Origin of the sequence: Treponema sp. (genome assembly GCF_045641405.1) — a bacterium.
In the GTDB taxonomy this organism is placed as follows: domain Bacteria; phylum Spirochaetota; class Spirochaetia; order Treponematales; family Treponemataceae; genus Treponema_D.
Window position 1 is genome coordinate 64,494 of record NZ_JAZUGX010000044.1, and the last position, 26,288, is coordinate 90,781.

A 26,288-nucleotide genomic window follows, 5' to 3' on the forward strand; every position below is an offset into this window, starting at 1 on the left:
TGAATTGCAAAACTCGCTCAAGCCGTAAATTTTTTGAAAGCATTCAAAACTGCATCATCATGCTCAACGCCGTTAGATTCTTCTTCAGCAATCAACTTAAGCATTTTAGCGTAGTCATTAGGAATGATCTTCTTAAAGCTCTTTAGGCTCTTATCCCAGTCAGAAAGTATTTCCTTACCCCTTGCACTGCCTGTTTCATCAACATGCTTCTGTATAAGAGATTTTACAAGGTCAATGTCATGACTTTCAGAAAGCTCACTCATTGTCACAAGCTGACCGTTAAGGCGCTGGTAAAGATCATGATTTTCATCAAGAACATAGGCAACACCACCAGACATACCTGCAGCAAGGTTGCGTCCAGTTGAACCAAGGATTACTGCTGTACCGCCTGTCATGTATTCAAGACCGTGGTCGCCACAACCTTCCGTTACGACTGTAGCGCCAGAGTTTCTTACGCAGAATCTTTCACCAGCAATACCGTTGATGAAAGCCTGTCCGCTTGTAGCACCAAAGCAGCAGACATTACCTACAATAATGTTTTCCTCTGCCTTGTATGCTGCATCCTTTGGAACAGATACAACAATCTTACCGCCGCTCAAGCCCTTACCGAGACCATCGTTTGCATCACCTGTAAGACGGAGAGTAAGTCCCTTTGGAATGAAGGCACCAAAGCTCTGTCCACCGCCACCGATTGCATTTACTACGAAGCTGTCTTCTTCAAGGCTGTTGCCGAATTCTTTCTGGATTTCTGAACCGAGGATTGTACCTACAGTTCTGTCTGTAGAGCTGACCTTAACGTCAAAGCTACCCTTTCCGCTCTTTTTAACCTTGGCGAATTCTTTAAGAAGGATGCTTTCGTCAACTGTCTTTTCAAGTTCAAAATCAAATACATCTTCAGGAACAAAGTGAGAAGCTGCTTCTCCACCTGCAAGGATTCGGCTCATGTCTACAAGATTTGCTCTTTCAAAGGCACCCTTTTCCTTGATTCCAAGAAGTTCGCTGTGACCGCACATTTCTTCTACGCTGTGGAAACCAAGTTTTGCCATGATTTCGCGGAGTTCCTGTGCAATGAACTTCATGAAGTTTTCAACATATTCAGGCTTACCTGTGAATCTCTTGCGGAGTTCGCTGTTCTGAGTAGCAACACCGAATGGACATGTATCAAGGTTCCATACCCGCATCATTGCACAACCCATTGTAATGAGAGGTGCTGTTGCAAAACCAAATTCTTCTGCACCAAGGAGACATGCGATTGCAACATCACGGCCACTCATAAGCTTACCGTCTGTTTCGATTACAACGCGGCTGCGGAGTCCGTTCTGGATGAGTGTCTGATGTGTTTCTGCAAGACCAAGTTCCCAAGGAAGACCTGCGTGATGGATTGAGCTCAATGGAGCGGCACCTGTTCCACCGTCGTGACCTGAAATAAGGATAACCTGGGCACCTGCCTTTGCAACACCGGCTGCGATTGTACCTACACCTGCTTCTGAAACAAGCTTTACGGAAATGCGTGCAGCTCTGTTTGCATTCTTAAGGTCATAGATAAGCTGAGCAAGACCTTCAATAGAATAAATATCGTGATGTGGTGGTGGGGAAATGAGGCTTACACCTGGAGTTGCATAACGAGTCTTTGCAATCCATGGATAAACTTTCTTTCCAGGGAGATGTCCACCTTCACCAGGCTTTGCACCCTGTGCCATCTTGATCTGGATTTCCTTTGCGCTCAAAAGATATTCTTCTGTAACACCGAAACGACCGGATGCAACCTGCTTGATTGCAGAATTCTTGTCAGTACCAAGACGCTCTGGTTTTTCACCGCCTTCACCAGAGTTTGACTTTCCCTTGAGGTGGTTCATTGCAAGAGCCATGCATTCATGTGCTTCCTGGGAAATCGAACCGTAAGACATGGCACCTGTCTTAAATCTCTTTACGATTTCTTCAACGCTTTCAACATCATCAAGTGGAATTTCCTTTGCGTTTTCAAAAGCAAACTTGAGCATTGCGCGGAGAGTATGTGGATGAGCATTTGCATCTACAAGTGAAGTATATTCCTTGAACTTTTCATAGCTGCCAGTCTTTGTTGCTTCCTGGAGGCTGATGATGATTTCTGGAGAATACAAGTGATCTTCACATGTTGGACCACGGCGGAACTTGTGAACACCAACAGAGTCAAGATGAGTGTTGACTGTAAGTCCAAGCGGATCGAATGCCTTGTTGTGGTGGAAGTTTACATCTTCTGCAATTTCCTTAAGGCCGATACCGCCGACACGGGAAACTGTATTTGTAAAGTAAAGGTCGATTACATCCTTTGCAATACCAACGGCCTCAAAAATCTGTGCCGACTGGTAAGACTGAATTGTGCTGATACCCATCTTTGCGGCGATCTTTACGATGCCACCGATGATACCCTTGTTGTAGTCGTCGATTGCTGTATGGTAATCCTTGTCCAGAAGTTTCTGGTCAATGAGTTCTGCGATTGCTTCGTGTGCAAGGTAAGGGTTGATTGCGCGTGCACCGTAACCCAAAATCATTGCACTCTGGTGAACGTTGCGCACTTCTGCAGATTCAAGGATGATTGAAATAGCAGTGCGCTTTCTTGTGCGGATGAGGTACTGTTCAACGGCAGATACTGCAAGAAGCGATGGAATTGCAACATGGTTTGCATCAACACCGCGATCACTCAAAACAATGATGTTGCTTCCGTTTCTGTATTCACGGTCAATTGCAACAAACACATTGTCCAAAGCATCCTTGAGGGAAGTATTCTTGTAGTAAAGAAGAGAAACGACAGATGTCTTAAGGCCAGGAAGATCCAATGCCTTGATCTTCATCATGTCTGTTCCAGTAAGGATAGGATTGTTGATTTCAAGAACAGTACAGTTCTTTGATTTTGGTTCAAGAAGGTTTCCGTCGCTACCAACATAAACTGTTGTATCTGTAACAATCTTTTCGCGAAGGCTATCAATAGGAGGATTTGTAACCTGTGCAAAAAGCTGCTTGAAATAGCTGAACAAAGCAGGATGCTTGTCGCTCATAACTGCAAGCGGAGTATCAACACCCATTGCTCCAGTTGGCTCAATGCCGTTCTGTGCAAGAGGAAGAATCATTTCGTTTACATCTTCATAGTTCCATCCAAATGCGCGGTACATGATGTCGCGTTCTTCCTGTGTATATACAGGAATCTTTTTGTTAGGAATCTTAAGGTCACCAAGATGCTTGAGGTTCATGTTGAGCCATTCACCGTATGGATAAAGGTCTGTGTATTCTTTCTTTGCATCAAAGTCGCTGATGAGTTTCTTCTGCTTTGTATCAACAAGAAGAATGCGGCCTGGCATAAGGCGGCTCTTCTTTACGATCTGGCTTTCAGGAATATCAAGAACACCGACTTCAGAAGAAAGGATAAGTTCATTGTCTTTTGTAATGTAGTAACGGCTTGGGCGGAGTCCGTTGCGGTCAAGAGTTGCACCGACAACATCACCATCAGAGAAGAGGATTGCTGCAGGTCCATCCCATGGCTCCATCATTGTTGCCCAGTAATGATAGAATTCCTTCTTACGTGGATCCATGCTGTCATCGTGCTTCCATGGTTCAGGAATACAGATCATGACTGCAAGTGGAAGTGGCATTCCGTTCATTACAAGGAATTCCAAAGTATTATCAAGCATTGCCGAGTCAGAACCAGTCGTATCTACTGCAGGAAGAATTTCGCGGATCTTTTCTTCGCTGAATACAGGAGATGAAATTGTTTCTTCACGGGCAAGCATTCTGTCTGCGTTTCCGCGGATTGTATTGATTTCACCGTTGTGTGCGATGAATCTGTTTGGATGGGCACGCTTCCATGATGGCTGTGTATTTGTAGAGAAGCGTGAGTGAACAAGGGCAAGTGAAGAAACATATTCTGCAGACTGAAGGTCATTGTAGAAAGTTCTCAACTGCTGAACAAGGAACATACCCTTGTAGACGATTGTACGGCTGCTCATGGAACAAACATAAGTATCAAAGCTTGTGTGTTCAAACTGACGGCGAACAGTGTAGAGCATGCGGTCAAAGGCAAGACCCTTCTCTACATCAGCAGGGCGCTCGATGAAACACTGCCAGATTGCAGGCATGCAGTCGCGGGCTGTCTTACCAAGAACATCATCACGAACTGGAACTTCACGCCAGCCAAGGAACTTGAGTCCTTCCTTCTCAGAAAGAGTTTCAAGCATCTTCATTGCCTGAGCTCTTACATATTTATCCTGTGGGAAGGAGAACATACCGATACCGTAATCCCTTTCTTCTCCAAGTTTAATTCCGATTTTTTCTGCTTCTTTCTTAAAAAACTTATGTGAAATCTGCACAAGGATTCCAACACCGTCACCAGTTTCGCCAGTGGCGTCTTTACCCGCACGGTGTTCAAGCTTTTCAACAATGGAAAGAGCATTGTCTACGATTGTGTGTGTCTGCTTGCCATCAATATTGACTACTGCACCGATACCGCATGCATCATGTTCAAACTGTGGCTCATAAAGTGTTTTCATAAGTAACCCCTATTTCCGCAAAATAAAAAAAGACGTTTTACAAAATTACAGGCCACCTTTAAACAGACAGTCTGTCCTCTTATAAAACGTCTTTGTTTCTGGACAATACTATTGAATTAAGAAAAACATTCATTGTAAAAAACGGAACTTTTTTCACCAGCACCTGTAATTTTTACATAAAAAAAGGGGATGTCCAATAAGTATGATTCACGGTGGTTGAGCCTGTCGAAACCACCTCTAATAGCGTAGCAGTCATTTCGACAAGCTCAATGAGCGCTACGCTACATACTTTTGGGAAATCCCCTTCTACTATAGTAACAGTTAAATTAATATGCCTGTTCATGCACGGCAGCAATTGCACGTCCTGATGGCTCGTGTCGTTCGCTTCAGTCGCTATAGCTCCTTATGCTCACTACCAAGGTTGCAAGCAACCTTGAGCTTTTAGATCTACTCTAGTAAGCTTGATCATGAACTCCTGAAATAGCCCTTCCAGACGGTTCGTTAGAAGACTTCCATGCTTCGTCCCATTCAAGGGCCTTTGCTGTTGAACAGGCAACACCTGCTTCATGAGGAGGACACAAAGCGGCTGTTGGGCTTGGGAATAGCTTTTCGTAGATTTCGCGGTAGAAATATTCTTCCTTTGTAGAAGGTGTGTTTACAGGGAATCTCTTTTCCCTCTGTGCAAATTCCGCATCACTGACCTTCTGGTTTGTCATTTCCTTAAGTGTATCAATCCAGCTGTAGCCTACGCCGTCGCTGAACTGTTCCTTCTGTCTCCAACAAACATCAGGTGGAAGAATGTCTTCAAATGCCTTGCGGACAATCCACTTTTCAATGCGCTGCTTTCCGTTTGGAAGCTTGATGCTCATCTTGTCAGTCGGGTTCAACCTCATGGCAATGTCTATAAATTCCTTATGAAGGAATGGAACGCGACCTTCGATTCCCCAAGCCATAAGGGACTTGTTTGCACGGAGGCAGTCATAAAGGTGAAGCTTGCTCATCTTGCGAACCAATTCTTCATGAAGTTCCTTTGCATCAGGAGCCTTGTGAAAGTAAAGGTAACCTGCAAAAAGCTCGTCAGAACCTTCGCCTGAAAGAACCATCTTGATACCCATTGCCTTGATTGCGCGGGCCAAAAGATACATAGGAGTTGAGGCACGGACTGTCGTGATGTCGTAGGTTTCAATATGATAGATTACATCTTCAAGGGCATCCAATGCTTCCTGAATTGTAAAATGGATTTCATGATGAACTGTGCCGATGTAGTCAGCAGCCTTTTTTGCAGCGATAAGATCAGGAGAACCTTCAAGACCGACTGCAAATGAGTGGAGCTGTGGCCACCAGGCATCCTTAAGGGAACCTGTCTCAACACGCTTCTTTGCAAACTTCTGAGTGATTGCGGCAATTACAGTTGAATCCAGACCGCCTGAAAGAAGAACACCGTAAGGAACATCGGACATAAGCTGAGCCTTAACTGCACTTTCAAGCCCGTCACGAACCTTGGCGATTACAGAAGGATCAATCAATTCACCCTTGTCATCAGTTGCGCAAGGTGCATCCTTTACTGCATCATAGCTTTCCCAGTCGCGCTTATACCACTTTGTTGGCTTTTCGTCACCTGACCAGTAATAGCATCCGTTAGGAAATTCTTCTATTGTAATGCAGTGGCCTTCAAGAGCCTTGAGTTCCGAAGCGACATAATAGCGGCCATCTTTGTCCCAACCCTGATAAAGAGGAACAACACCGATTTCATCACGGGCAATAAGATACATGTCCTTTTCTGAATCATAAAGAGCAAAAGCAAAAATTCCAGAAAGCTTTTCAATCATTTCTTCAAACTTTCCGCCTTCGCGATATTTCTTATATAAGGGAAGAATTGCTTCACAGTCTGAACCTGTCTGGAATTCATACTTTCCAGAAAATTCACTGCGGATTTCCTTGTGGTTGTATATTTCACCGTTTGCAGCAAGGATGATTTTTCCGTCATCACTTACAAGAGGCTGCTTTCCGCTGAATGGGTCAACGATGGCAAGGCGTTCATGTGAAAGAATAGCATTGTCGCCTGTATAAACACCGCTCCAGTCTGGACCACGGTGACGAATCTTTTTTGACATTTCAAGAACTTGGGAACGAAGCTGCTCCTTAAGTCCTTCTTCTACTGGTTTGCTTCCACTGGCAAGGTCAAATGCTCCAACAAATCCACACATATTGTAACCCCCAAAAAAATAAAAAAGACGCTTTATACCAGAGAGGAATCGAAATTCCGCCCATGCATAAAACGTCTTTGTTTCGTCTACTATATATCTTTGCAACTGAATGTTTCTTGTAATTTTCGGAACTATATTTCTATAAAATAACATTATTTTTACATCATTCTCTTCTATTAAGTTGTCGTATTTTAATATATGCCTTATAATTTTTTTTATGAGTTTTAAGTTTTACAAGGCAAATATACCTATACATTATACATATATATATATATATATATATATAGTGAATAAGATTCATAAAGAATTCTTCCTCCTTGTACTATTATCATTTCTGTCCATTAATCTGCACGCAATTGAACTTGGATTTAAATTCACGCCATCAGCTGTAATTCCATTAGCCACAGACAATACAATCGCAACAGGACTTTCCTACGGTGGAACAATAAACGCCGACATCGATCTCTTCAATTTCATTTCCCTCGGCCCTGAGCTCTCATTTTTCGTTGTCCCTAAAGATGGCGAACAGAAACAATTTTTTGACTACAGTATCGGAGCAAACCTGGGATTTTACTGGGCACCAGTATCCAGAATTATGCTCAGCCTAAATGGAGCATACGGATTTAATTTTGCACCATATACCTACGATGGAAGACTTGGTCCGGATGAAAAATCCTATCTATCTAGATATGAAAAAAAATCATTCATAATGAATAATTTCTACTACAAGGGTACCGCAGACATTTCATTCCGATTCAGTCCAAACCTTACGATGGGAATCACAGGCGGGTATGCAGACTATCTGTACGATGAAGATAAATCCATAACCAAAGGAATCATAGCTGGAGTAAGCGTAAGAAAAATCTTCGACACAAGGAAACGGCCTAATAAAATAGAAATAGATCTTCTGCAGGAAGATAGCCTCTATCCTCTTTTTTCATTTGCATACAAGTCAGCACCTTTTGCCTTTGCTTATGTCACAAACAGAAACAATGCGGAAATCAAAGACATAACCGTTTCATTCCGTGCAGACAATTACACATCTTCCGCTTTCAAATGCAAGACCATTCCAATATTAAGAAAGAATAAATCCGCAGAAATTCCAATCACAGGAGACTTTTCAAACGCCCTTTCAACCTTCACGGAAGACGGAATGTTCAATGCGGAGCTCATAATAGAATACACCCTGTTGGGGAAAAAGATGACGGAAGTAAAGGAAGTCGTAATCAACACTTACAAACGAAACGCCTTCTCATGGTCAGATCCAAATGCAATAGCTTCACTTATTTCTCCAAATGACGCGACAGTGCTGGAATTTACAAAAGGCATCATCGGAATAGCAAGAGACAACAACCACACAGGCATAAATCAAAACCTTGAATCTTCTATGGCTCTTTTTGAAGCCCTCAACACCTACGGAATCATCTACGAAAAAGACACATTGACTCCATACGATGAAACACATATTGATCTGGATGAAATAGACACGATTCAATTTCCATTCCAGACAATAAATTTCAAAAGCGGAGACTGCGACGATCTTGCCGTTCTGTTTTCTGCAATGCTCAGTTCAGTAGGCATAAAATCTTCAATCGTATTCCTTCCTGACGATGTTGTCGTGGGAGTCAACCTCAACACAAGCGGTAAGGCAGCATCAAAACTTTTTTCATCCTTGGACAGACTGATTGAAATCGATGGGGAAATCTACCTTCCCCTTTCAATGAAATCATTGAAACTTGGATATTACAAAGCATGGAGCAAGGCTCTGGAAGAAATATATTCAGCAGAAAATGCGGACACGGTAATCCTTGAAGAAGCATGGAAAAGTTACCAGAGCCTTGGAATGACGGAAAAAGCATTCCTTGAATACATAAATGCCGACAAACTGAGAAGCCGTATTTCTGCAGCCTACCAAAGCTATCAGCTTTACGAATTGGTTCCTCTCGGAAAATCATTGATAAAGACCTACAACGAAAATCCAACAGATGAAAACAGCAATTCGGTCGGAATGTTCTACCTTCGCATGGGAGACTACAAGAACGCAAAAAAATGGTTCGGCTTAGGTGCGGCACACAACAACATTTCTTCACTATCCAACATGGGAAACATCCATCTTCTCGAAAAAGAATACAACCAGGCGGAAATATATTTCAGGAAAGTCCTTCAGCTTAAACCTGAGCATGGCGGTGCAAAACAGGGACTTGAGCGTTTGAAAAATCAAAGGGGAAAATAAATGAAGAAGGCATTGCTGTCCACACTGACATTGCTATTCTTCTCAAAACTTTTTGCAGCCAGGGTATATACCATCCAGGGCGAAGGAATTTTTTCCTTTCCAATCGTTCCTTCAAGCTCACAGGAAACTATAGGAGAACCTAAACCAGCGATTGGCGGCGGTATAGGATTTGAATTCCGACCGACAAAATCATGGGGGATAACTGGCGGCATAGACTATGGGAAATACAGCAACAAGCTTGCTGGAGTCTCCGATGTTTCAATCACAAACTATTCCGTGGACATAAAAAAATATTTTCCTTTGAACGACTATTTCACCATATCTCCCATGGCGCAGGTAGGACTATACAGCGCGTCAAGGCTCGGAAACTATAAAGGAATTAGTACAGGCGTTGGAATCGAAACCGACTACAAACTTTCATCCATATATTCCATCTATGCAAAAACAGGCTGCACATATTTCTATCACAAGGATTTTCCTATGATGAAAGCAGGATGTTCTCTTGGATTCAGACTGAACCTTACAAATCTTTTTGACAGGAAAGGAAACATGAGCGTAGATGTAGTTGAGACCACCCCTATATTCCCTGCCCTGTATTCCTGGTATAACAAAAATCCTTTTGGAAGCATAAAAGTCTACAATCAGGAAGACGGAACAATAACAAATGTAAGGATTTCACTTTATCAGGAAGAATTCATGAACACGCCAAAAGTTTATGAAACAATTCCGATGATTAAAAAAAATGATTTCATCGACTTAAACCTTACGGCGTTTTTCAACGAGAATGTACTAAACCTTATAGAACCTGTAGAAAAAAACGCAGTCATAAACATAAAATACGATTTCCTCAGAGAAGAAAGGGAAACAAACATTCCACTTTCTATATATTTTCTGAACAGAAACAACCTAAGCTGGGATGACGACAGAATGGCTGCAGTTTTTGTATGTCCCAACGATTCAGAAGCACTAAGTTTTGCAAAACAGGTCAAATCCGTGGTCAGAGATCACTTGGACAGGGAAGAAAACATAAACATTCAATATGCACTGGCTCTTTTTGAATCCCTTCATGTTTATGGATTGAATTATGTTGTCGATCCAAGCTCAAGCTATTCTGCAAACATAGGAACATCATCAATAGACTTCCTTCAGTTTCCATATCAAACCTTGAACTATAGAGGTGGGGACTGTGATGACCTAAGCATACTCTACTGCTCTCTTCTTGAATCCTTAGGAATCGAAGGTGCATTCATAACTGTCCCAGGACATATTTATACTGGCATCTGTCTTGAAGAAACAGAAGATCCAAGGGCACAGGAGGAACATCCTGTTCTCTACAAAGACAAAATCTACTACGAAGGAAAAATATGGCAGCCACTTGAGATAACGATGCTCAAGGATGGATTTGTCCGTGCAATAAGATTCGGTGTAGAGGAATGGAAAAAATATATTGATGAAGCAAGGATTTTTCCAATCCACTCAAACTGGGAGCTGTACAGTTCCATCAGCTCTCCTGAAAAAAAACATGAAATAATGCTTGATCATAAGGAAGATTTATTGAAAGCCTTCTTAAGGCAACAATATCTATTGACTGGTAAAAAGCAAAAACAATACAAGGATCTGTAACAATGAAAAAAATCATCTTACTTTTTATATTGGCACTTACATCAGCCATCGCATTCACTGAAAGCTACAAGGTTTCAAACACAATAGGTAAAGTATACGCCAAGACACCAGACGGCAAATGGAAAAAAATAAAAGAAGACGCCATCATAACTGATGAAACAGTCATCAAAATCGAAGACAAATCAAGCATAGGCTTCATATCAGGAACAAAAAAAATAACCATTCGTGGACCAAAGGAAAACTCCGTGGGCAACCTCATAATCTTCAAAAAAAGTTCCGCAGGGACGATTAAAAAAAATAAAATCAATAAAGGTTCAGTTGCCAAAAGCAATGACAAGACTTCAAAGGGAATAAGTACAGCAGCAGCAAGAGCTTCTGAATCACAAGGCGACACAGCATGGGAGGAAGAATAATTATGAAAAGAAACATCCTCAAATTAAGTGCAGCTATTTTAACCGCAACCATCACGTTTTTTTCATGCGACAACTTCTTGAATTCAAATCTTGAATACAAGGAAGCTTTGGAAGAAGAAATCAGATACGCAAAGGCTGCAAGCGAAAACGTTGTAATAGGATACAACAATGACGATTATGGAACTGTCGGAAGCGGAGTATTGAACTATTCCATTTCAGCAAAGGTTGGATATGCTTTCAACGCCTCCTTCAATCTTAAAGCAACCTCAGGAAATTTCGTCGGATGGAAGGCATACACACTGTATGACCCAGATGTCCCAGAAAACTGCGTGGAATTGGATTCAAGCTACGTTGAATTCATGAACAACTCGCAGACCATGACTACCGCAACTGTTAAATTATTGAAGGAAGTCGGTAAGCAGATACGACTTATTCCAGAAGTATCGGCATTCCCTGTCATGGAAGTATGCTTGCCTGCCGCCCTTTCTGGACTTACACCATCTCCAGCTTCGTTCAATCCGCCTCAGACAGTAAAAGCAGTTACTCCAGGCCAGGAATATTCTATCACAGCAACCTCCACGGTTGATTACGGCTTTCCTGAAAATGCAGAAGACTGCTGGAAGGTTTATAGAAAAAACGGACTCGGCAACGAAACTGAGATCATAAATGGAGACAAAATAACAATTACAAAGAACACGGGAACTCAGCTTGCCAATGGAAGATCCCAGAGTACAATCTACATCACTGTCGACAATGATTTCAGCGGAAGATTCTATGTCTCTCCAAATCTTGTAACATATCCAAGAATGAATGTAGAAGTTGCACCTGAATATGCAGACCTTGTAAAAATGTCTCATTCTGGCATCGTCAGCATGGCAAAGGGAACGCCATACACACTTACATTGCAGACGGATCCATCGGTTGGCCTTTCAGGCTGGAGACTTTTTAAGAGAAACAATTCAAGTCCTTACAGCGAAACAGAATGTTTTGCAGCGGACAGCAGGACTACGACAGATACAAGAAATTTCACTACCTATTCAGATTCATACATAGAAGTTAAAAATCCATCTTATGAAGTTGCAGAAACTGGCAAGACTGCAGGAAAAGTAAATTCATCGATCATAGTTACTCTCAAGGATGATATGGATCATCTGAGTTACAGCTATTTCCTTGAACCAGTATTTTTCAAATATCCTGTAGTAAACATCAAGGATCCTGACGGTTACAGTTCAGCTGGAAGATTCAGCCTTACAGGAGCAGGCTATCTGGACAATGATACCGTCCGCATGATGATGAACAGCTATGAATACACCATCACATATAGAACGACTGAAGACTATTCTTTTTCAGACACAAAGTGGCTTGTATATGAAACATCAGCACCAGGAATCAACTTGGCAGATGCAGCAGATGAATCCAGAATCGACATCGCAAGATCTTCTGTAATGACAGACGACTCAGGAGCAAGCACATGTTCCGTAAGCGTGACGCTGAAACATAATTTTGGTACTGCACTCAACATCAAGCCTGTAGTAGTTCAAAAGCCAAGCATGAACATTGCCTTCGCCGATGGAACTCCAAGTGGAGTGACACTTTCTGCAGGAGGAAACTCAATTACATCTGGAACAGACTCCAACAGAACCGTAAAGATGGCGGCAAGTAAAATCTATACCGCAACCGTCAATGTACCAGCAGGATTAAGTTTTGAAGGATGGAGACTTGAAAAGGTAAATGCATCGAACAGCAGATCCAGCTGGATAACAGAAAGCACAAAATCAACGACGGATGCCATTGATGGAAGCATCCTTTCTTTTGACGCTTCTGCAGCCTCGGACAATCCAGCTTCATACATTTCAATATCAAATCCAAAATATAATTTTGAAGCAGAAGGAAGAAATGCAGGAACTACAAAAGCAACAGTGGATATTTCCTTCAAGAAAGAACTTAATGGATTCAGTCTTCACCTTATTCCAGTAATAAAGGTTGTACCAAGTGTAAACTTCGTGCTCAACGGAACTGATTGTGGCACCCTTTCTCCATCAGATGAAAGAAACCTTTATCTTGGAACAAAAATCGACCTTACCTATAAATCTACCAAAAATGCAACGGCAGGAAATGAAATCTGGAAGGTAAAGATTCTAAATGAAGCCGGTGGATATGATGACTACAGCGGAAACGTAGGATACACGGAAAACGATCTTACATCTGCACTCAATTCTGCGCTCAATACAAAGAACATCATAATCTACAACAACGACAGGGAAGCTGAAGTACAGCCTAACATTCAGGGCGAATATATAACTACAAAGACTGCAACCCTTTATGTAAACAAAGTTCCACCAAAGAACCTTCAGATTTCAGTAACTCCAGAAATCTACAACACAATAAAGTTCAGCACAGGTTCTGCATTTGAGGCAACCTCTTATGACACTGCCGTCTACATCCCAAAAGACAGATTTTTCAATTTTGAACTTAAGACAAAAGAAGGATATAAGTTCAATTCTATTGGAACACCAGCAAACGGAGCAAACACAAGCATAACAGTAACAAGCCAGACAACTGCAAGCAATGGCGTAACCACCGTAAAGGGAACTATTAAGTCAACAAAAAATCACGGGGATGCTGTAATAGTTACACCAACGGCTACAGAACTTACTAAAGTTAATTTTTCCGTACCGGTTCTTTCAGGTTCAGCTAATTATGCAACAGAGGAAGAAGATGCCGGTACAACAAGTCCGTCTTCAGCAGAATTCCTGTATCAGGTAGCAAACAACAGCATTGGAATAAAGCTTGAAACAACCTATGGTTTTACCTACGAAGGATTTGCCGCAGATTCAACAAAATTTACAGACATATCTTCATCTGAAAATTCTACGGATTCTTATGTATTGACAACAGGAACTCTTAGTCAGGCAAAAGCAAAGGCCGCCAATGCAAAAATCGTAATTCATGATGTCAGGGAAGAAAATATTGCTGACGGTCAGGGACAGATAAAAAAACGAGTAACAGGAACTCTGACAGTATTGATTCCTGACACTACAGTTACCGTAAAACCTTTGGTAAAAGGCAAACCAGGATTCCAGATGTCCATTGCAGCCGCAGACCAGGGATCAATTTCTCCTTCCATAAAGAAGTCGATCTTCATCGGAGAAGACTACGACATCAGCTATCTTTCTTCCAGCGGATATGGATTTGATAAATGGACTGTATCCAACAACGGTTCAGTAATTCCAGTTCTGACACTTTCTGATGCTGCTGGTTCCGCCGGAACTTCCGCTGCAGAATTTGTCGTAGACCTTGAAACAACCCAGGAGCTTACAGGAACAAAATCTCTGACAAGCATAAAGACAGCACTTGCAAGCAACAGTTCCAAGCTTCTTGCAGTAATCTACAGAACAAGTAAAGTTGAAAGCCAGGCAACGGAAGGTGTAGAAACAGTTACCGCAAAATTCAGGATAGTAAAGGATATCAATTCTGAAATCATTGTAAGCCCGGTTACTTATCAGCATTCATATTTCTATGTAGCAGACGACACAAATGCAACATCTGTTCCTTCTTCTACTTCAAAAGCAATGGTAAAAAAAGGCAGGGATTATGATTTTAGGATCGTAACAAACACCAATTACATGTACAGCACTCTCTCATTCTCTGGCGCAACAGTTGCAAACGCAGGAAGCACGATAAATCCAACATTCTCAAACTACACAACGCAGGATGCAGTGTGCTATAATCTTTTACCAAGCGTAAACAAAGAAACAGGCGTTGTTACTGTAACAGGTAAACTTCGCATGTTAAAAGAACCTGAAAAAACAATTATCCTCAATCCGAAAATCACTACATTCCCAAGAATCACATTGGCAGAAGAAACTAGTGGAGATACAACCCGACTTACTTTAGGAAACAATACAGTATCAGGCGGATCAGTTACTGCTTCCATAATTTCCGACTATGAAAAGAGTGGAACCACTTATGTTACAAAATATATTGACTATGATATTGAGGCTGTTCCATCAGATAGCAAAGGTGCTTATAAATACAGTTCACAGTCTATGTTCAAAGTATACAACTCAACTGGAACTCGTTTAACCACAGGTTTACAGATTACTGAATCTACAACATGTCCTGCATTCAATTCTAACAGCAACCTTATAATTTACGATTGTCATCTTGTTTCTATGGAAAATGGAAACTACAAAGCCGTTGCTAAAATCCGCGTAAAAAGCGGAACATATACAATCAAACCAGGAATTTATACACAACCTAAAATTGCAATTCAGAGCATCAATGCTGGTGATATTACAAGCATAACCTTTAACGGACAGCGTACAAGCAGCGACAGCATTTCAGCCCAGACTCTTTATACAAATGGCGGCCAACCAAGAAATTACGAATTCTCAATTAAACTTAAGGAAGGCTTTGCTGTTTACACAGAAAACGCAGAGTCTCCAGAAGATTCCAATCCAAATACTGCAGTAGTATCATTAAAGGCGTATTCTCCAGCAAATGAAGAACTTTCATGCGGTTATAATGGCGATTATAATTTGTACAATAAAAATGGTGATGCAGACGAAGAAACCCTTACAATAATACATGAAATTGAACAGAATTTCGATGGTACAAACTATGTACTTACAGGAAAGATTCGTTCTTTTGAAGGTGCAAATATCGTACTTAAGCCTAATGTATATAAAATACCAGTCATCAATTTTGAGCAGCCATATTACGAAGAAGATGACACAACGCCTGGTACCCTGAAAATAAACAATATAACTCAGGCTCAGGCATACTCATCTCCAAGTTTGCTTTCGACTAAGCTGAACTTTATCTACACTGCATCCACTGGTTATTATCTTAAAGAATTTAAGGTATATGATTCCGCAGGAACTTTAAAATCAACCTATTCTGTAGGTCCATCTTCAATAACTGCAGGAACATCTGTTGCAGGACTTTCATTCTCAAATCTTACAGTTGCTTCTGCTTCAAGACAAAAAATTTCAGGAACACTGACAGTTACAGCCCCTTCTGTAGATGGATATAAAATTGTTCCAGTATATGTAAAAGGTTCTTTAGGACCAACCCTTGAAAGCTGTGGATTAAGTTATTATCCAGTTAAATACACAAATACTCAAAATGGTTCATATTATGATTTGACTAATACAACAGCGATTAAGACTGTTACAATCTCTGCAAATACAACTCTTTCTCCTGCAACGAACCAGAATTACTACATAGATTCCAAGGCACTTGCAGCTGGAGGAACTCAGATTGCAAGCAATGAAGCAAAATATACCTCAACAAGTTTGAAAAATGTATTTACAGGAGAAACAGGTTCTAACAGTTTCTCTGTAACATTGGAAGCTTCAAATGCAAACTTCCCTGGAAATGAGGATTATGTTCCTGTAAAAGTCAAAGTAACAGAAAAACTTGTTGGCCTTTATGCAAACATGTATTACATGACTGAAAATGATGAAAAGTCTACAGTACGCATAACTTCTGCAAGAGCCTTTGATTCTGATCTTTATCCAGAGGTTTATTCATGTGCAGGCAATTTAATTGAAACCTGCAAAACAATAACCACTGCAGCAAATTTCACATCAAGTAAACAAACTGGAAAAACCACAACTGTAACCTTTACTTTTGGTTTGAATTTCAACATTCCATTTGGAGGTATACATCAGTTTGAAATTTCGGCAATAGATTCTAAAGGTAATGAAACAGAAAAAAGAACAATATGTCTTGAATATCCAAGACCTGAGTTCAAAGACTCTGAACAGGGTGCAAATTTAAAAAAACCTGCTGCTTTGAGAAAAGCCGGGGGAACAACAGTTTATGTTCGATATATTACAGATAATGATCCAACTTCAACTGATTATCCATACCTAGTTTATTATTCATCAAGTACTAGTAGATGTCATTTTAGAAAACCATATTTCAGTACAAATGGATATGATGAAACAGTAAGTATTCTTAAACGTTCAACAGCTTTTCAGTCTGCATACATCAGACTTGCAAACAGATATGGATTCCTTACTCCTTCAAGAAAAACTTTGTCTGGTTTAACAACTTCAATAGCAGGTCCAGGAGATATTGTTTACAGAAAATTGAACTCTACAAAAAAATATGTATGTGCCCTTGATGACTATCTTGAAAATCCTTCTATTGGAGAACCAATTGCGCTTATTGTTTCTGGAACCGGATATGCAACTAATTCAGCCACTCCAGCTGCTTCAGAATGTACACAGATACTTGGAATGGGACTTAAGGTTCCAACACAAGATTATTATTATCCTGGAAAACTTAAGTTCTTTAATGATGTAACAGAAACTTTGGGAACAGGGGACAAAGCAAAATCATATCAGGTTATAGACCTTATAAAGACAACGAGTCAAACAATTTGTGGAACTACCGACGGTATGGGAAAAGATAATCTTGAAACATATCAGACAAGTGCTTTTAAGCCAATGCAGAATTGGGCTGGTATCAATGTGCCTTATGCAATTACAGGAAGTAATGCCAGAGCAAGTTCTTCACAAAGTTTCCCTACATTCAGTTATGCAGCACATTATTCTGCAATTGAATTAAATGGATTTACAGGCGAAATATGGTATATTCCAACTGTTAAGGAATTTAATTTCGTTCAAAATGAACTTTCATTGATAAACAACGCTCTGAATGCATTGAATGTAACTCCTCTTGATGTAGCAGGAATATATTGGACTTCTACTATAGACAACAAAGCAACGGACTTTTATACATATCAGTTGAATTTAATTTCTCATTTTGCGGGAACTGCAGGTACATCAGCTTCACATGACATAACTACATATTCAATCGCCAATTATGTCAGAGTATTCTATGATTTCACAGGAGAACTTGAAACGGAATAAAGAAATGATCTAACAGCTGAAGTAAACCTGGAATGGCAAATACTCAAATCTTAAGTCCGCCATTCCAGGTTCATTATTTAGTAATCAAGAGCGGAACTAGTCTTCAATGTCCCATTTTTCAAGAAGATCCTTGTCGCTTATAAGGCCAAGGCCTGCATCAACATCTGAAACCAGATACTGAATTCTATCCTTTGCGTCTTTTTTTACAGCCAGAATCATGCCTGTCTTGCAGAATTCCTTTGAGTGGCAGATTTTGCCTACAAGCTTTTCATATTCAAAAGTTGTTGTTGTTTCTTCAGAATTTCCTTCTGTCTTTTTTCCTGAACCTGGAAATGAAAAAATGTTACCCATACTTACCCCTTAAATTAACTGCTATACAAATATTTTACACCATGCCATGACAAACTGCCAGCATCAAATTTCATCAAAAAATTAACTTTCCCATTTCAATTCGAACAGGATTTTGCTCGTTCAAGTATCAACAAAAAGTCTTTGTTTTTCTTGAATTTATAATTTTTATCTTTGGAAAGAAATTTAATTCTATCAATGGAATTGGTCATTTCATTTTTCTTTTTTAAACCATCATCATCGAAATAATTGCAGTCAATGTTTATGCTGCAATCTATCAGTAAATATTTTGCCAAATCCAGGCTGCTAGATCTTTTTTCAATCAAAATCATGAACAGAGGTTTATCAAGATATCCATACTGTTCCAAATTGATGTCACTATTATCAACCAATAATTTCAACTTGCCCAAATCACCTTTGACTGATTCTGCACTTGTAAAACACCACAAGGGAGATCTGCCAATATTAGGGTCAGCTTTATATTTTAATAAGAGTGAAATGAATTTATCGGTTTCATTAATCCCATGATTTCTTGAATTGAACAATGCAAAATACAATGGGGATAATTTGTAATCCCCATATTCAACCAGCACATTGGGATTCATTCCCAGTACAAGCAATGTTTCCAAGGCTTCATATTTTTTATTGCCTACTGCCCAATGCATCAATTTCAAATGGACATGCTTATTATCAGTCCCCTTCGATTCCAGCGAATCAAAAAGTCCTTCATATTTTGAATAACTGTTTTTAATTCCATTTACATCCTGTTTGTCTACCAAGCAGGCAAAGTCATATAGATCCGTTCCTTCAAACACATCTACTGAACATTCCCCCATTTTGGGATTGTTAGTTTCAATAATTGACCATCCAAAACCCAAGCCAAACATCATGGATGCATTAAATGCAATACTAAAAATGAAAACAATAAATTTCCTCATAAACATAGAACCCCCTGCATATAATACCCATTATTACAAGTAAACCCAAAATCACTAAACCACAAACAAAAAATAATCCTTTCATTTAAAGAATTAATTCTCATCATTTTATTATTACATATAGGAAAGCAATTATCACGGATATGTACAACACCAGCATCTTATAATCGAGATAACTTGATTTACTGTTATGAGAAATCCTTTGCCAAACAAAATAACAAAGTCCCAAAAGACCTATTACAGAAGCGATTAAATATAACTTTGAATCAAGTACAACAAAAAGAAGCATTCCTAAAACAGTGGCAGATATGAAAAACACCTTCATGAGATTTGACCTATAATCGCAAGTAAAATTATGAAATCATATTTGATTTTCTTCTGTTCATTATTAAAATCATCTGACTAAACAATTACTGCTTCTTCTGGCAATGAATTAATTGTCTTTTCTAATACATCGTATGGCATTTCTTTACCTTCAATTAATCTGTTTATAAATATACCACAATAAGCTGAATTTTTATAATCAGATTTTATAGGAGTAATTAAATTTGATTTACCAAAAATAAAAAAAGTTCATTATTAGATCAATTATAAAACCAACTAACATAGCCGTAGCTATTACATTTAATCGCCTGCTCCATAATTTACTATCCTTTTTCCCATTTCGAGAAACGTAAAAAATTGAATAAAGCAATATAGCAATACTCACAAAAACCATAATTACATCATATGCTAAAGAAAACATATCACATCTCCATTTCCATTATCCCCAATCAATTTCAATTTGTGGGAGAAACTATTAAATTCAAAAGAGCATTTCATAAGCTTATAAATTCTTCCCAATAACAATCCGACTAACCTTTTCATCTTTTATGTTAAACTGAATGAAAGATGTCCAATCTTCTGAATCATATCTTAATTCTGAATTGGATTTTTCATAATCAATATTTTTGGAATATTTTCTTAAGACATCATCATCGTTTTTTCCAATAAATTTACTGAAGGGATGGTTTGCGTTTTTATTCATTATCATGACATATTGTATTTGAACTGCACCTGAATCATCATAAGAGATTTCTTTAAAATCAAATTCTACATTATTCATATATGAACGGAGTAAACCATAAACCTTGGACAAATGTTTCGGATATGTCATTTCCCAATAGCCATATTTGAATTTTGAGTTTGTATTCTTAACAATGGTGATGGAAAAAATTGCAGCATCAAGAAAATAATGATTACTTTTTTCATCCTTATTTTCCTGAAAAACTATTTATCGTTGAATCTCTTAAGGAACTGGATTGTCCTTTCTTCCTTTGGATTGTTTATGAGCTCAACAGGATTACCCTGCTCTACGATTACACCGCCATCCATAAAGATAAGGTGGTCACTTGTATCACGGGCAAAGGACATTTCATGTGTAACGATAACCATGGTCATTTTTTCCTTTGCAAGTTCTCGGATTACAGCTAGGATTTCTCCCGTAAGTTCCGGGTCCAATGCAGATGTAGGCTCATCAAAGAAAAGCACCTGTGGTTTAAGGGCAAGAGCACGGGCAATGGAAACGCGCTGCTGCTGGCCGCCTGAAAGTTCGCATGGATAGCTGCTTGCCTTTGATTCAAGTCCCATCTTTTTAAGAAGTTCCATGGCAACGGCTTCTGACTCTTCCTTTGATTTTCCAAGGACAATGCGCTGTGCTTCCGTAATGTTCCTCAATACAGAAAAATGCGGAAACAGATTGAAGTTCTGGAAAACAAGGCCGATATCAAGACCTATTGCCCTCTGTGTATTTTTGTCCGTATAGATTCCGTTTTCAACAAGATTTCTTCCAGAGATGTTTATTGTTCCGTCAGTAACAGTTTCAAGCTGGCAGATGCATCTTAACAAAGTAGATTTTCCGCTACCGCTTGGACCGATAATTCCAAGAACTTCTCCCTGATGAAGAGAAAAAGAAATGTCCTTTAGAACTTCAAGGCTGCCAAAAGATTTTTTAAGGTGATCAACCTTGATTATTTCATTATCTGTAGTAGTCAAGTTTTTTCTCCGTGTAATCAAAGGCCTTTGAAACAGCCCAGTTCATGATGAAATAGAAAACGCCTGCAATAAAAAGAGGCATTACGCTTACAAGGGCACCGCTCTGGGTTTTTGCAACATGGAAAAGTTCTGCAACCCCTAGAACCTGAATAAGCGCTGTATCCTTTACCAAAGTTATTACTTCATTTCCCATAGGAGGAATTATTTTCTTTGCAACCTGAGGCATTACGATTCGCATGAAAGTTTGATTCTTTGTAAAGCCAAGGACTTTTCCAGCCTCATACTGCCCCTGGGGAATTGACTGGATTCCACCACGATAGATTTCCGCAAAATATGCAGCATAGTTTATCACCATGGCGATGATACCCGCTGTAAAACGGTCAAAGCCGATTTCAAAAATCATCTGCGGTGCAAAATAAACAAAGATGAGCTGCAGCATCAAAGGAGTTCCACGAATGACAAGAAGGAAGAATTTTGTAACTTCCGAAATCACCTTGATGCGGGACATACGACCAAAGCAGATCAAAAGTGCAAGTGGAACTGAAAACAACAATACAAGAACAAAAACTTCGAGAGTAACGCCAGTACTTTTAAGCATGGCAGGAATGAGTTTGTTCAAGCTTAAATCTGAAATGTAGTCTGTAATGTATTCAATCATAAAATTAAATGGTATTTCACAAGGGCCTGCCCATAAGTATTCATGGCAGGGTCATTGAGCCTGTCGAAATGACCAATGACACTATACGTGGTGGTTTCGACAGGCTCAACCACCGTAAATCATACTTATTGGACATCTCCTTATGAATTATAAATTATTTACCGATTTTTGAAATGTCAGAACCGAACCACTTCTTTGTAATTTCTGCAAGTGTTCCGTCCTTTGCCATGTCTTCAAGAGTCTTCTGAACGCTGTCGCGAAGTTTCTTGTTCTTCTTGCTGAAAGCGATACCGTACTTTTCTGGAGAAAGTGTTTCACCGAGAACAACGAAATTCTTCTTTCCCTGCTGGATGCTGTAGTTGGCAACGATAAGGTCCATTACTACACCGTCGATGCTCTTGATTTCAAGGTCATTGAGGGCTGTAACATTTTCCTGGAATTCTACAACTTCCTTGAGGGAAGCCTTGAATTCCTTTGCTTCGTCCAATGCATCCTGAGCAGAAGATCCAGCCTGAACACCAACTTTCTTTCCCTTAAGGTCAGCAAGAGTCTTGTATCCGCTGTCTGCACGAACAACTACAACCTGAGCGTTTTCAAGGTATGCAGATGTGAATGCCATCTTAGCCTGGCGTTCTTCTGTCATTGTAAGGCCGTTCCAGATGCAGTCGATCTTTCCTGTCTTAAGTTCCATTTCCTTTGCAGACCAGTCGATTGGCTGGCATACAAGCTCAAGACCAAGGCGCTTTGTAACTTCCTTTGCAAGGTCGATGTCGTAACCTACGATGTTGTTGTCTGCATCGCGGTATCCCATTGGTGGGAATGAATCGTCAAGACCAAGAACAAACTTGTTTGCATTCTTCTTTGCTGCCGATGCCATTGAAAGACATGCCATGAGTCCACAAAGAACTGTCATAATTTTTTTCATATTCTACTCCTAAAAACTAAATTCCACCGTTCTCAAGGAACAGTGGATTAATCACTGATTATTTTGTGCTCTTCTTGCAGAAAGCCTTCATATTGCGGATCTGAACAGAAGTTGTCTTTGAAGATGGAGCACCTGTTGTCTGGCGGTGCTCAACACAAGCAACAGGAGAAAGACATTCATAAACGTCTTCTTCAATAAGCTTTGAACACTGCTGTAGTTCTTCCATGCAAAGATCTTCTATTTTTGTAAGTCCAGCATCTATTGCCATTCTGACTGCCGTTGCAGAAACTGTATGAGCTGTACGGAATGGCATTCCCTTGCGTACAAGATATTCTGCAAGGTCAGTTGCATTTGCAAATCCGCCTTCGCAGGAAGCAGCCATGTTCGCAACATTCCATTTTGCAGAAGAAATCATTGCTGTGAAAACCTTAAGGTTTCCTTCCACTGTATCAAGAGCTTCAAACAAAGGCGCCTTGTCTTCCTGCATGTCGCGGTCATAGGCAAGTGGAAGTCCCTTTACCATTGTAAGGAGGTTGATGAGGTCTCCGTATACCTTTCCTGTTCTTCCGCGAATAAGTTCCGCAAAGTCAGGGTTCTTTTTCTGTGGCATGATAGAAGAACCTGTGGACCATTTTTCACTGAGCTCGATGAAAGCAAATTCAGTTGTAGACCAGAGGACAACTTCTTCGCACATACGGCTAAGATGGCTCTGAAGGATTGCAAAGTCAGATGTAAATTCAATGCAATAGTCGCGGTCTGCAGAAGTATCCAGAGAGTTTTCTGTAACACCTTCAAAGCCAAGCTTTTTTGCAACAAGTTCGCGGTTCAAAGGAAGGGTACTTCCCTGAAGTGCACCTGCTCCAAGTGGAGAAAGGTTTACACGCTTGAGGGAATCTTCAAGACGGAGCCAGTCACGTTTGAGCATTGTTGCCCATGCCATAAGATGCTGTGCAAGTGTCCCAGGCTGTGCATGCTGCATGTGGGTATAGCCAGTAAGCAATGTCTTCTTGTTCTTGTCTGCAATGGCTGTCAAAGTTTCAATCAAAGTGATGATTTCATTCTGAAGGCAAGGAATGATTCTCTTAAGGTAAAGACGTTCATCCAAAGCAATCTGATCGTTGCGGCTGCGTCCAGTATGAACTTTCTTTCCAGGTTCGCCTATTCTGTCTGTCAAAGTTGCTTCAACAAAAGAGTGAATGTCTTCTGCGCTGTAGTCGATCTTAAGCTTTCCGCTTTCAAGATCCTTTTCAATGGACTTAAGACCCTTTACGATTGCATCGCTTTCCTTCTTGCTGATGATTCCACTTGCGCCAAGCATTTCTGCATGTGCAATAGAACCGTGAATGTCATCAAGAGCCATGCGCTCATCAACGAAAATCGAAGTTTCAAATTCTACTGCTGCTGCATCAGGTCCTTCTGCAAAGCGACCAGACCAAAGTGCCTTGTGATTGTCATCAGTATGTGTACCGTGTGATTTTGCTGCCATATTTTCCTCTGTTATTTAATTTGAATTCCTACACCCATAATTTATGCTGGTTGCTGCGTCGATTGAGCTTGTCGAAATCATCGCAGTAACGCAAAAACATGGTGGTTTCGACAGGCTCAACCACCACATTACAGTTTTTTATTGATTTATGAATTTTTCTTCATCCATTTTTCAATGCCGTTTTTAATGTCATCATCGATATCGTGTTCAATGCGGCATGCATTTGCTTCTGCCTGCTCTTCATCAACTCCGCAGATTTTCATAAGGAATTTTGTAAGAAGAACATGACGGGCATAGATTGATTCAGCACGCTTGAGACCTTCTTCTGTAAGCTCAAGGGAGCCGATAGGTCCATCAGTAATAAAACCATTTTCTGTAAGTATGCTCATCGCACGGCTTACGCTTGGCTTTGAAACCCCAAGTTTCCTTGCAACATCAACTGAACGGGCAATTCCATTCTGTCTTTTCAAAACGAGGACAGCTTCAAGATAGTCTTCGCCAGACTCATGTAGTTCTACCATAAAAACCCCTGATAAAATAATCACAATATTATACTACATAAAGCAGTGAATTTTCTATAGAACAAAGCGCAAGATTTTTCAGCAAAGCAATCCATCCAAAACAAAAAAAATCGGCGGCTTACAAAATAAACCGCCGAAGCATCATGAATCCTTTTTTCTTCTGTAAAGCTTTGCAGGTCTGTGTCCTGCTCCAGTAACTACTCGATCAGTTTCTTCCACATACGGAGTGATCTTTCGCCTGAAATTTGCAGGGGCCACTTCCACACCAAGGATGGTTTCCTGAACTTTCTGCAGGCCAGTAAGGGTAAAGCATTCCGGCATGAAATCAAAGAGAAAATCAAAGTCTTCCGCAGCTTTTTTAATCAATCCTATGGCAGTAGCAATAACCTTTGCATGATCAAAAGCAAGCTGGTCACTGTCAATTATCTCATATTCATTCTGTCCGAAACGAGTCTTACTCAACTTCAACTCAGCCTTGATGTGAAGTTTAACATCATCATTATCAAGGTGTAGGAAAAATTTTCCTTTTGAGGAAGTCTTCTCCAGACTCACCTTAAACCACAAGGCATCAACGGCGTCATCACCAGCAAGAGCCTTTACATTTTCCTCATCAACAATCGTTATGTAGGCATTGGAAATGATTCTTCCGCGAGGATCTCTGTCTACTTCGCTGAAGGCACCCATAGGCATGAGGGAGGAAGGCACAAGATTTGTTTCTTCCTTTAGTTCCCTGAAGGCACACTCCTCTATGGATTCATCAATGTTCAGAAATCCACCAGGCAAAGCCCACTTATTCATGAAAGGATGCCCACCTCTCTTGATAAGGAGTAATGAAAGCGTTTTCTTTTCATCCTGTCTATAGTTTCTTTCAGATTCTCCCGTTACTCCAAAAGTAACGATGTCGACTGTAACGCTGGGCCTTGGATATTTTGTAATATCGTAATTTGCCAAAAACTCTTTTTCCGTCATAAGGCCGTCCGTTCAGATTACATTTATCTGGCACATCTTCATTGCATTCAACGCATTACTATGGCTCTCTGGAGTTACACCAGCGCAAGCGTTTCCATCACAGGTAATCTTCAGCTCTGGTACTTTTGCCTTGATGATGAATGCATTGGAAATAACGCAGATGTCAGTACAGAGCCCCACAAGTTCAACCTCTTCAAGATCTGCAAGGCCTGCAACATAATCAGCAAGTTCCATAGAACCAAAGCTAGGCTTGTTGATTACCTTTGAATCTGCAACATCAAGCTTTTCTGTAATTTCCCAGCCCTTTGTTCCTTCAATGCAATGTTCCACTGGAAGATTTTTTCCTTCCTGTGTTTCAAGATAATTTTTCTGGTGGGTATCCCTTGTAAAAACTACAGGATTACCAGCCTTTCTGTATTCTTCGATTTTTTTCTGGACAGCAGGAACAATGGCAACGGCTTCTTTTGTTCCCAATGCCGCATCGATAAAATCGTTCTGCATGTCAACGACTACAAGAAGTTTCATT

16 protein-coding genes are annotated in these 26,288 nt (G+C 40.2%); 4 read left to right on the top strand and 12 right to left on the bottom strand.

Going from position 1 to position 26,288, the window contains the following annotated elements:
- Positions 1-17 precede the first annotated feature (17 nt).
- Both gltB and asnB read right to left on the bottom strand, forming a co-directional pair.
- A complete protein-coding gene (gene gltB, locus ACKI39_RS06990; RefSeq protein WP_407399004.1) occupies positions 18-4,520 on the bottom strand; it encodes a glutamate synthase large subunit in 4,503 nt (1,500 codons plus the stop codon).
- Between the two features lie 452 nt (positions 4,521-4,972).
- Positions 4,973-6,727 (bottom strand): asparagine synthase B, encoded by a 1,755-nt coding sequence (asnB, locus tag ACKI39_RS06995; protein WP_407399006.1) that lies wholly within the window; start codon positions 6,725-6,727, stop codon positions 4,973-4,975.
- 286 nt (positions 6,728-7,013) lie between these two features.
- On the opposite strand from asnB, the gene ACKI39_RS07000 reads away from it, so the two are divergent.
- Genes ACKI39_RS07000 through ACKI39_RS07015 form a run of 4 tightly spaced genes read left to right on the top strand, consistent with a single transcriptional unit; the run spans position 7,014 to position 17,883 of the window.
- The gene (locus ACKI39_RS07000) at positions 7,014-8,960 is read left to right on the top strand and encodes a hypothetical protein (protein ID WP_407399008.1); all 1,947 of its coding nucleotides are present in this window, start codon (positions 7,014-7,016) and stop codon (positions 8,958-8,960) included.
- Complete coding sequence (locus ACKI39_RS07005; protein ID WP_407399010.1) at positions 8,961-10,583, top strand: hypothetical protein; 1,623 nt, start codon at positions 8,961-8,963, stop codon at positions 10,581-10,583.
- A 2-nt stretch (positions 10,584-10,585) separates the two neighbouring features.
- Positions 10,586-10,996 (top strand): FecR family protein, encoded by a 411-nt coding sequence (locus ACKI39_RS07010; protein ID WP_407399012.1) that lies wholly within the window; start codon positions 10,586-10,588, stop codon positions 10,994-10,996.
- Positions 10,997-10,998: 2 nt separating this feature from the next.
- The gene (locus ACKI39_RS07015) at positions 10,999-17,883 is read left to right on the top strand and encodes a hypothetical protein (protein WP_407399014.1); all 6,885 of its coding nucleotides are present in this window, start codon (positions 10,999-11,001) and stop codon (positions 17,881-17,883) included.
- Positions 17,884-17,979: 96 nt separating this feature from the next.
- Here the strand turns inward: ACKI39_RS07015 and ACKI39_RS07020 are convergent, their stop codons facing one another.
- The 10 genes from ACKI39_RS07020 to ACKI39_RS07065 form a co-directional block, all read right to left on the bottom strand.
- Entirely contained in the window at positions 17,980-18,234 is a 255-nt protein-coding gene (locus ACKI39_RS07020) for a hypothetical protein (RefSeq protein WP_407399016.1), read from the bottom strand.
- A 95-nt stretch (positions 18,235-18,329) separates the two neighbouring features.
- Positions 18,330-19,169, bottom strand: coding sequence for an ankyrin repeat domain-containing protein (locus tag ACKI39_RS07025; protein ID WP_407399018.1), 840 nt, complete (start codon positions 19,167-19,169; stop codon positions 18,330-18,332).
- A gap of 826 nt (positions 19,170-19,995) precedes the next feature.
- The gene (locus ACKI39_RS07030; protein ID WP_407399020.1) at positions 19,996-20,274 is read right to left on the bottom strand and encodes a hypothetical protein; all 279 of its coding nucleotides are present in this window, start codon (positions 20,272-20,274) and stop codon (positions 19,996-19,998) included.
- A gap of 164 nt (positions 20,275-20,438) precedes the next feature.
- The gene (locus ACKI39_RS07035) at positions 20,439-21,203 is read right to left on the bottom strand and encodes an amino acid ABC transporter ATP-binding protein (RefSeq protein WP_407399022.1); all 765 of its coding nucleotides are present in this window, start codon (positions 21,201-21,203) and stop codon (positions 20,439-20,441) included.
- Positions 21,187-21,861, bottom strand: a complete 675-nt coding sequence (locus tag ACKI39_RS07040) for an amino acid ABC transporter permease (protein ID WP_407399024.1) — start codon at positions 21,859-21,861, stop codon at positions 21,187-21,189. The genes ACKI39_RS07035 and ACKI39_RS07040 overlap by 17 nt, the downstream gene beginning before the upstream one ends.
- A gap of 154 nt (positions 21,862-22,015) precedes the next feature.
- Positions 22,016-22,786, bottom strand: a complete 771-nt coding sequence (locus tag ACKI39_RS07045) for an amino acid ABC transporter substrate-binding protein (protein WP_407399026.1) — start codon at positions 22,784-22,786, stop codon at positions 22,016-22,018.
- Positions 22,787-22,844: 58 nt separating this feature from the next.
- On the bottom strand, positions 22,845-24,272 hold the full coding sequence (argH, locus tag ACKI39_RS07050; RefSeq protein WP_407399028.1) for an argininosuccinate lyase: 1,428 nt from the start codon (positions 24,270-24,272) through the stop codon (positions 22,845-22,847).
- Positions 24,273-24,418: 146 nt separating this feature from the next.
- The gene (locus ACKI39_RS07055; RefSeq protein WP_318689161.1) at positions 24,419-24,793 is read right to left on the bottom strand and encodes a metal-dependent transcriptional regulator; all 375 of its coding nucleotides are present in this window, start codon (positions 24,791-24,793) and stop codon (positions 24,419-24,421) included.
- A gap of 141 nt (positions 24,794-24,934) precedes the next feature.
- Complete coding sequence (locus ACKI39_RS07060) at positions 24,935-25,744, bottom strand: NUDIX hydrolase (RefSeq protein WP_407399030.1); 810 nt, start codon at positions 25,742-25,744, stop codon at positions 24,935-24,937.
- A 30-nt stretch (positions 25,745-25,774) separates the two neighbouring features.
- Complete coding sequence (locus ACKI39_RS07065; protein WP_407399032.1) at positions 25,775-26,287, bottom strand: cysteine hydrolase family protein; 513 nt, start codon at positions 26,285-26,287, stop codon at positions 25,775-25,777.
- Between the last annotated feature and the right edge of the window lies 1 nt (position 26,288).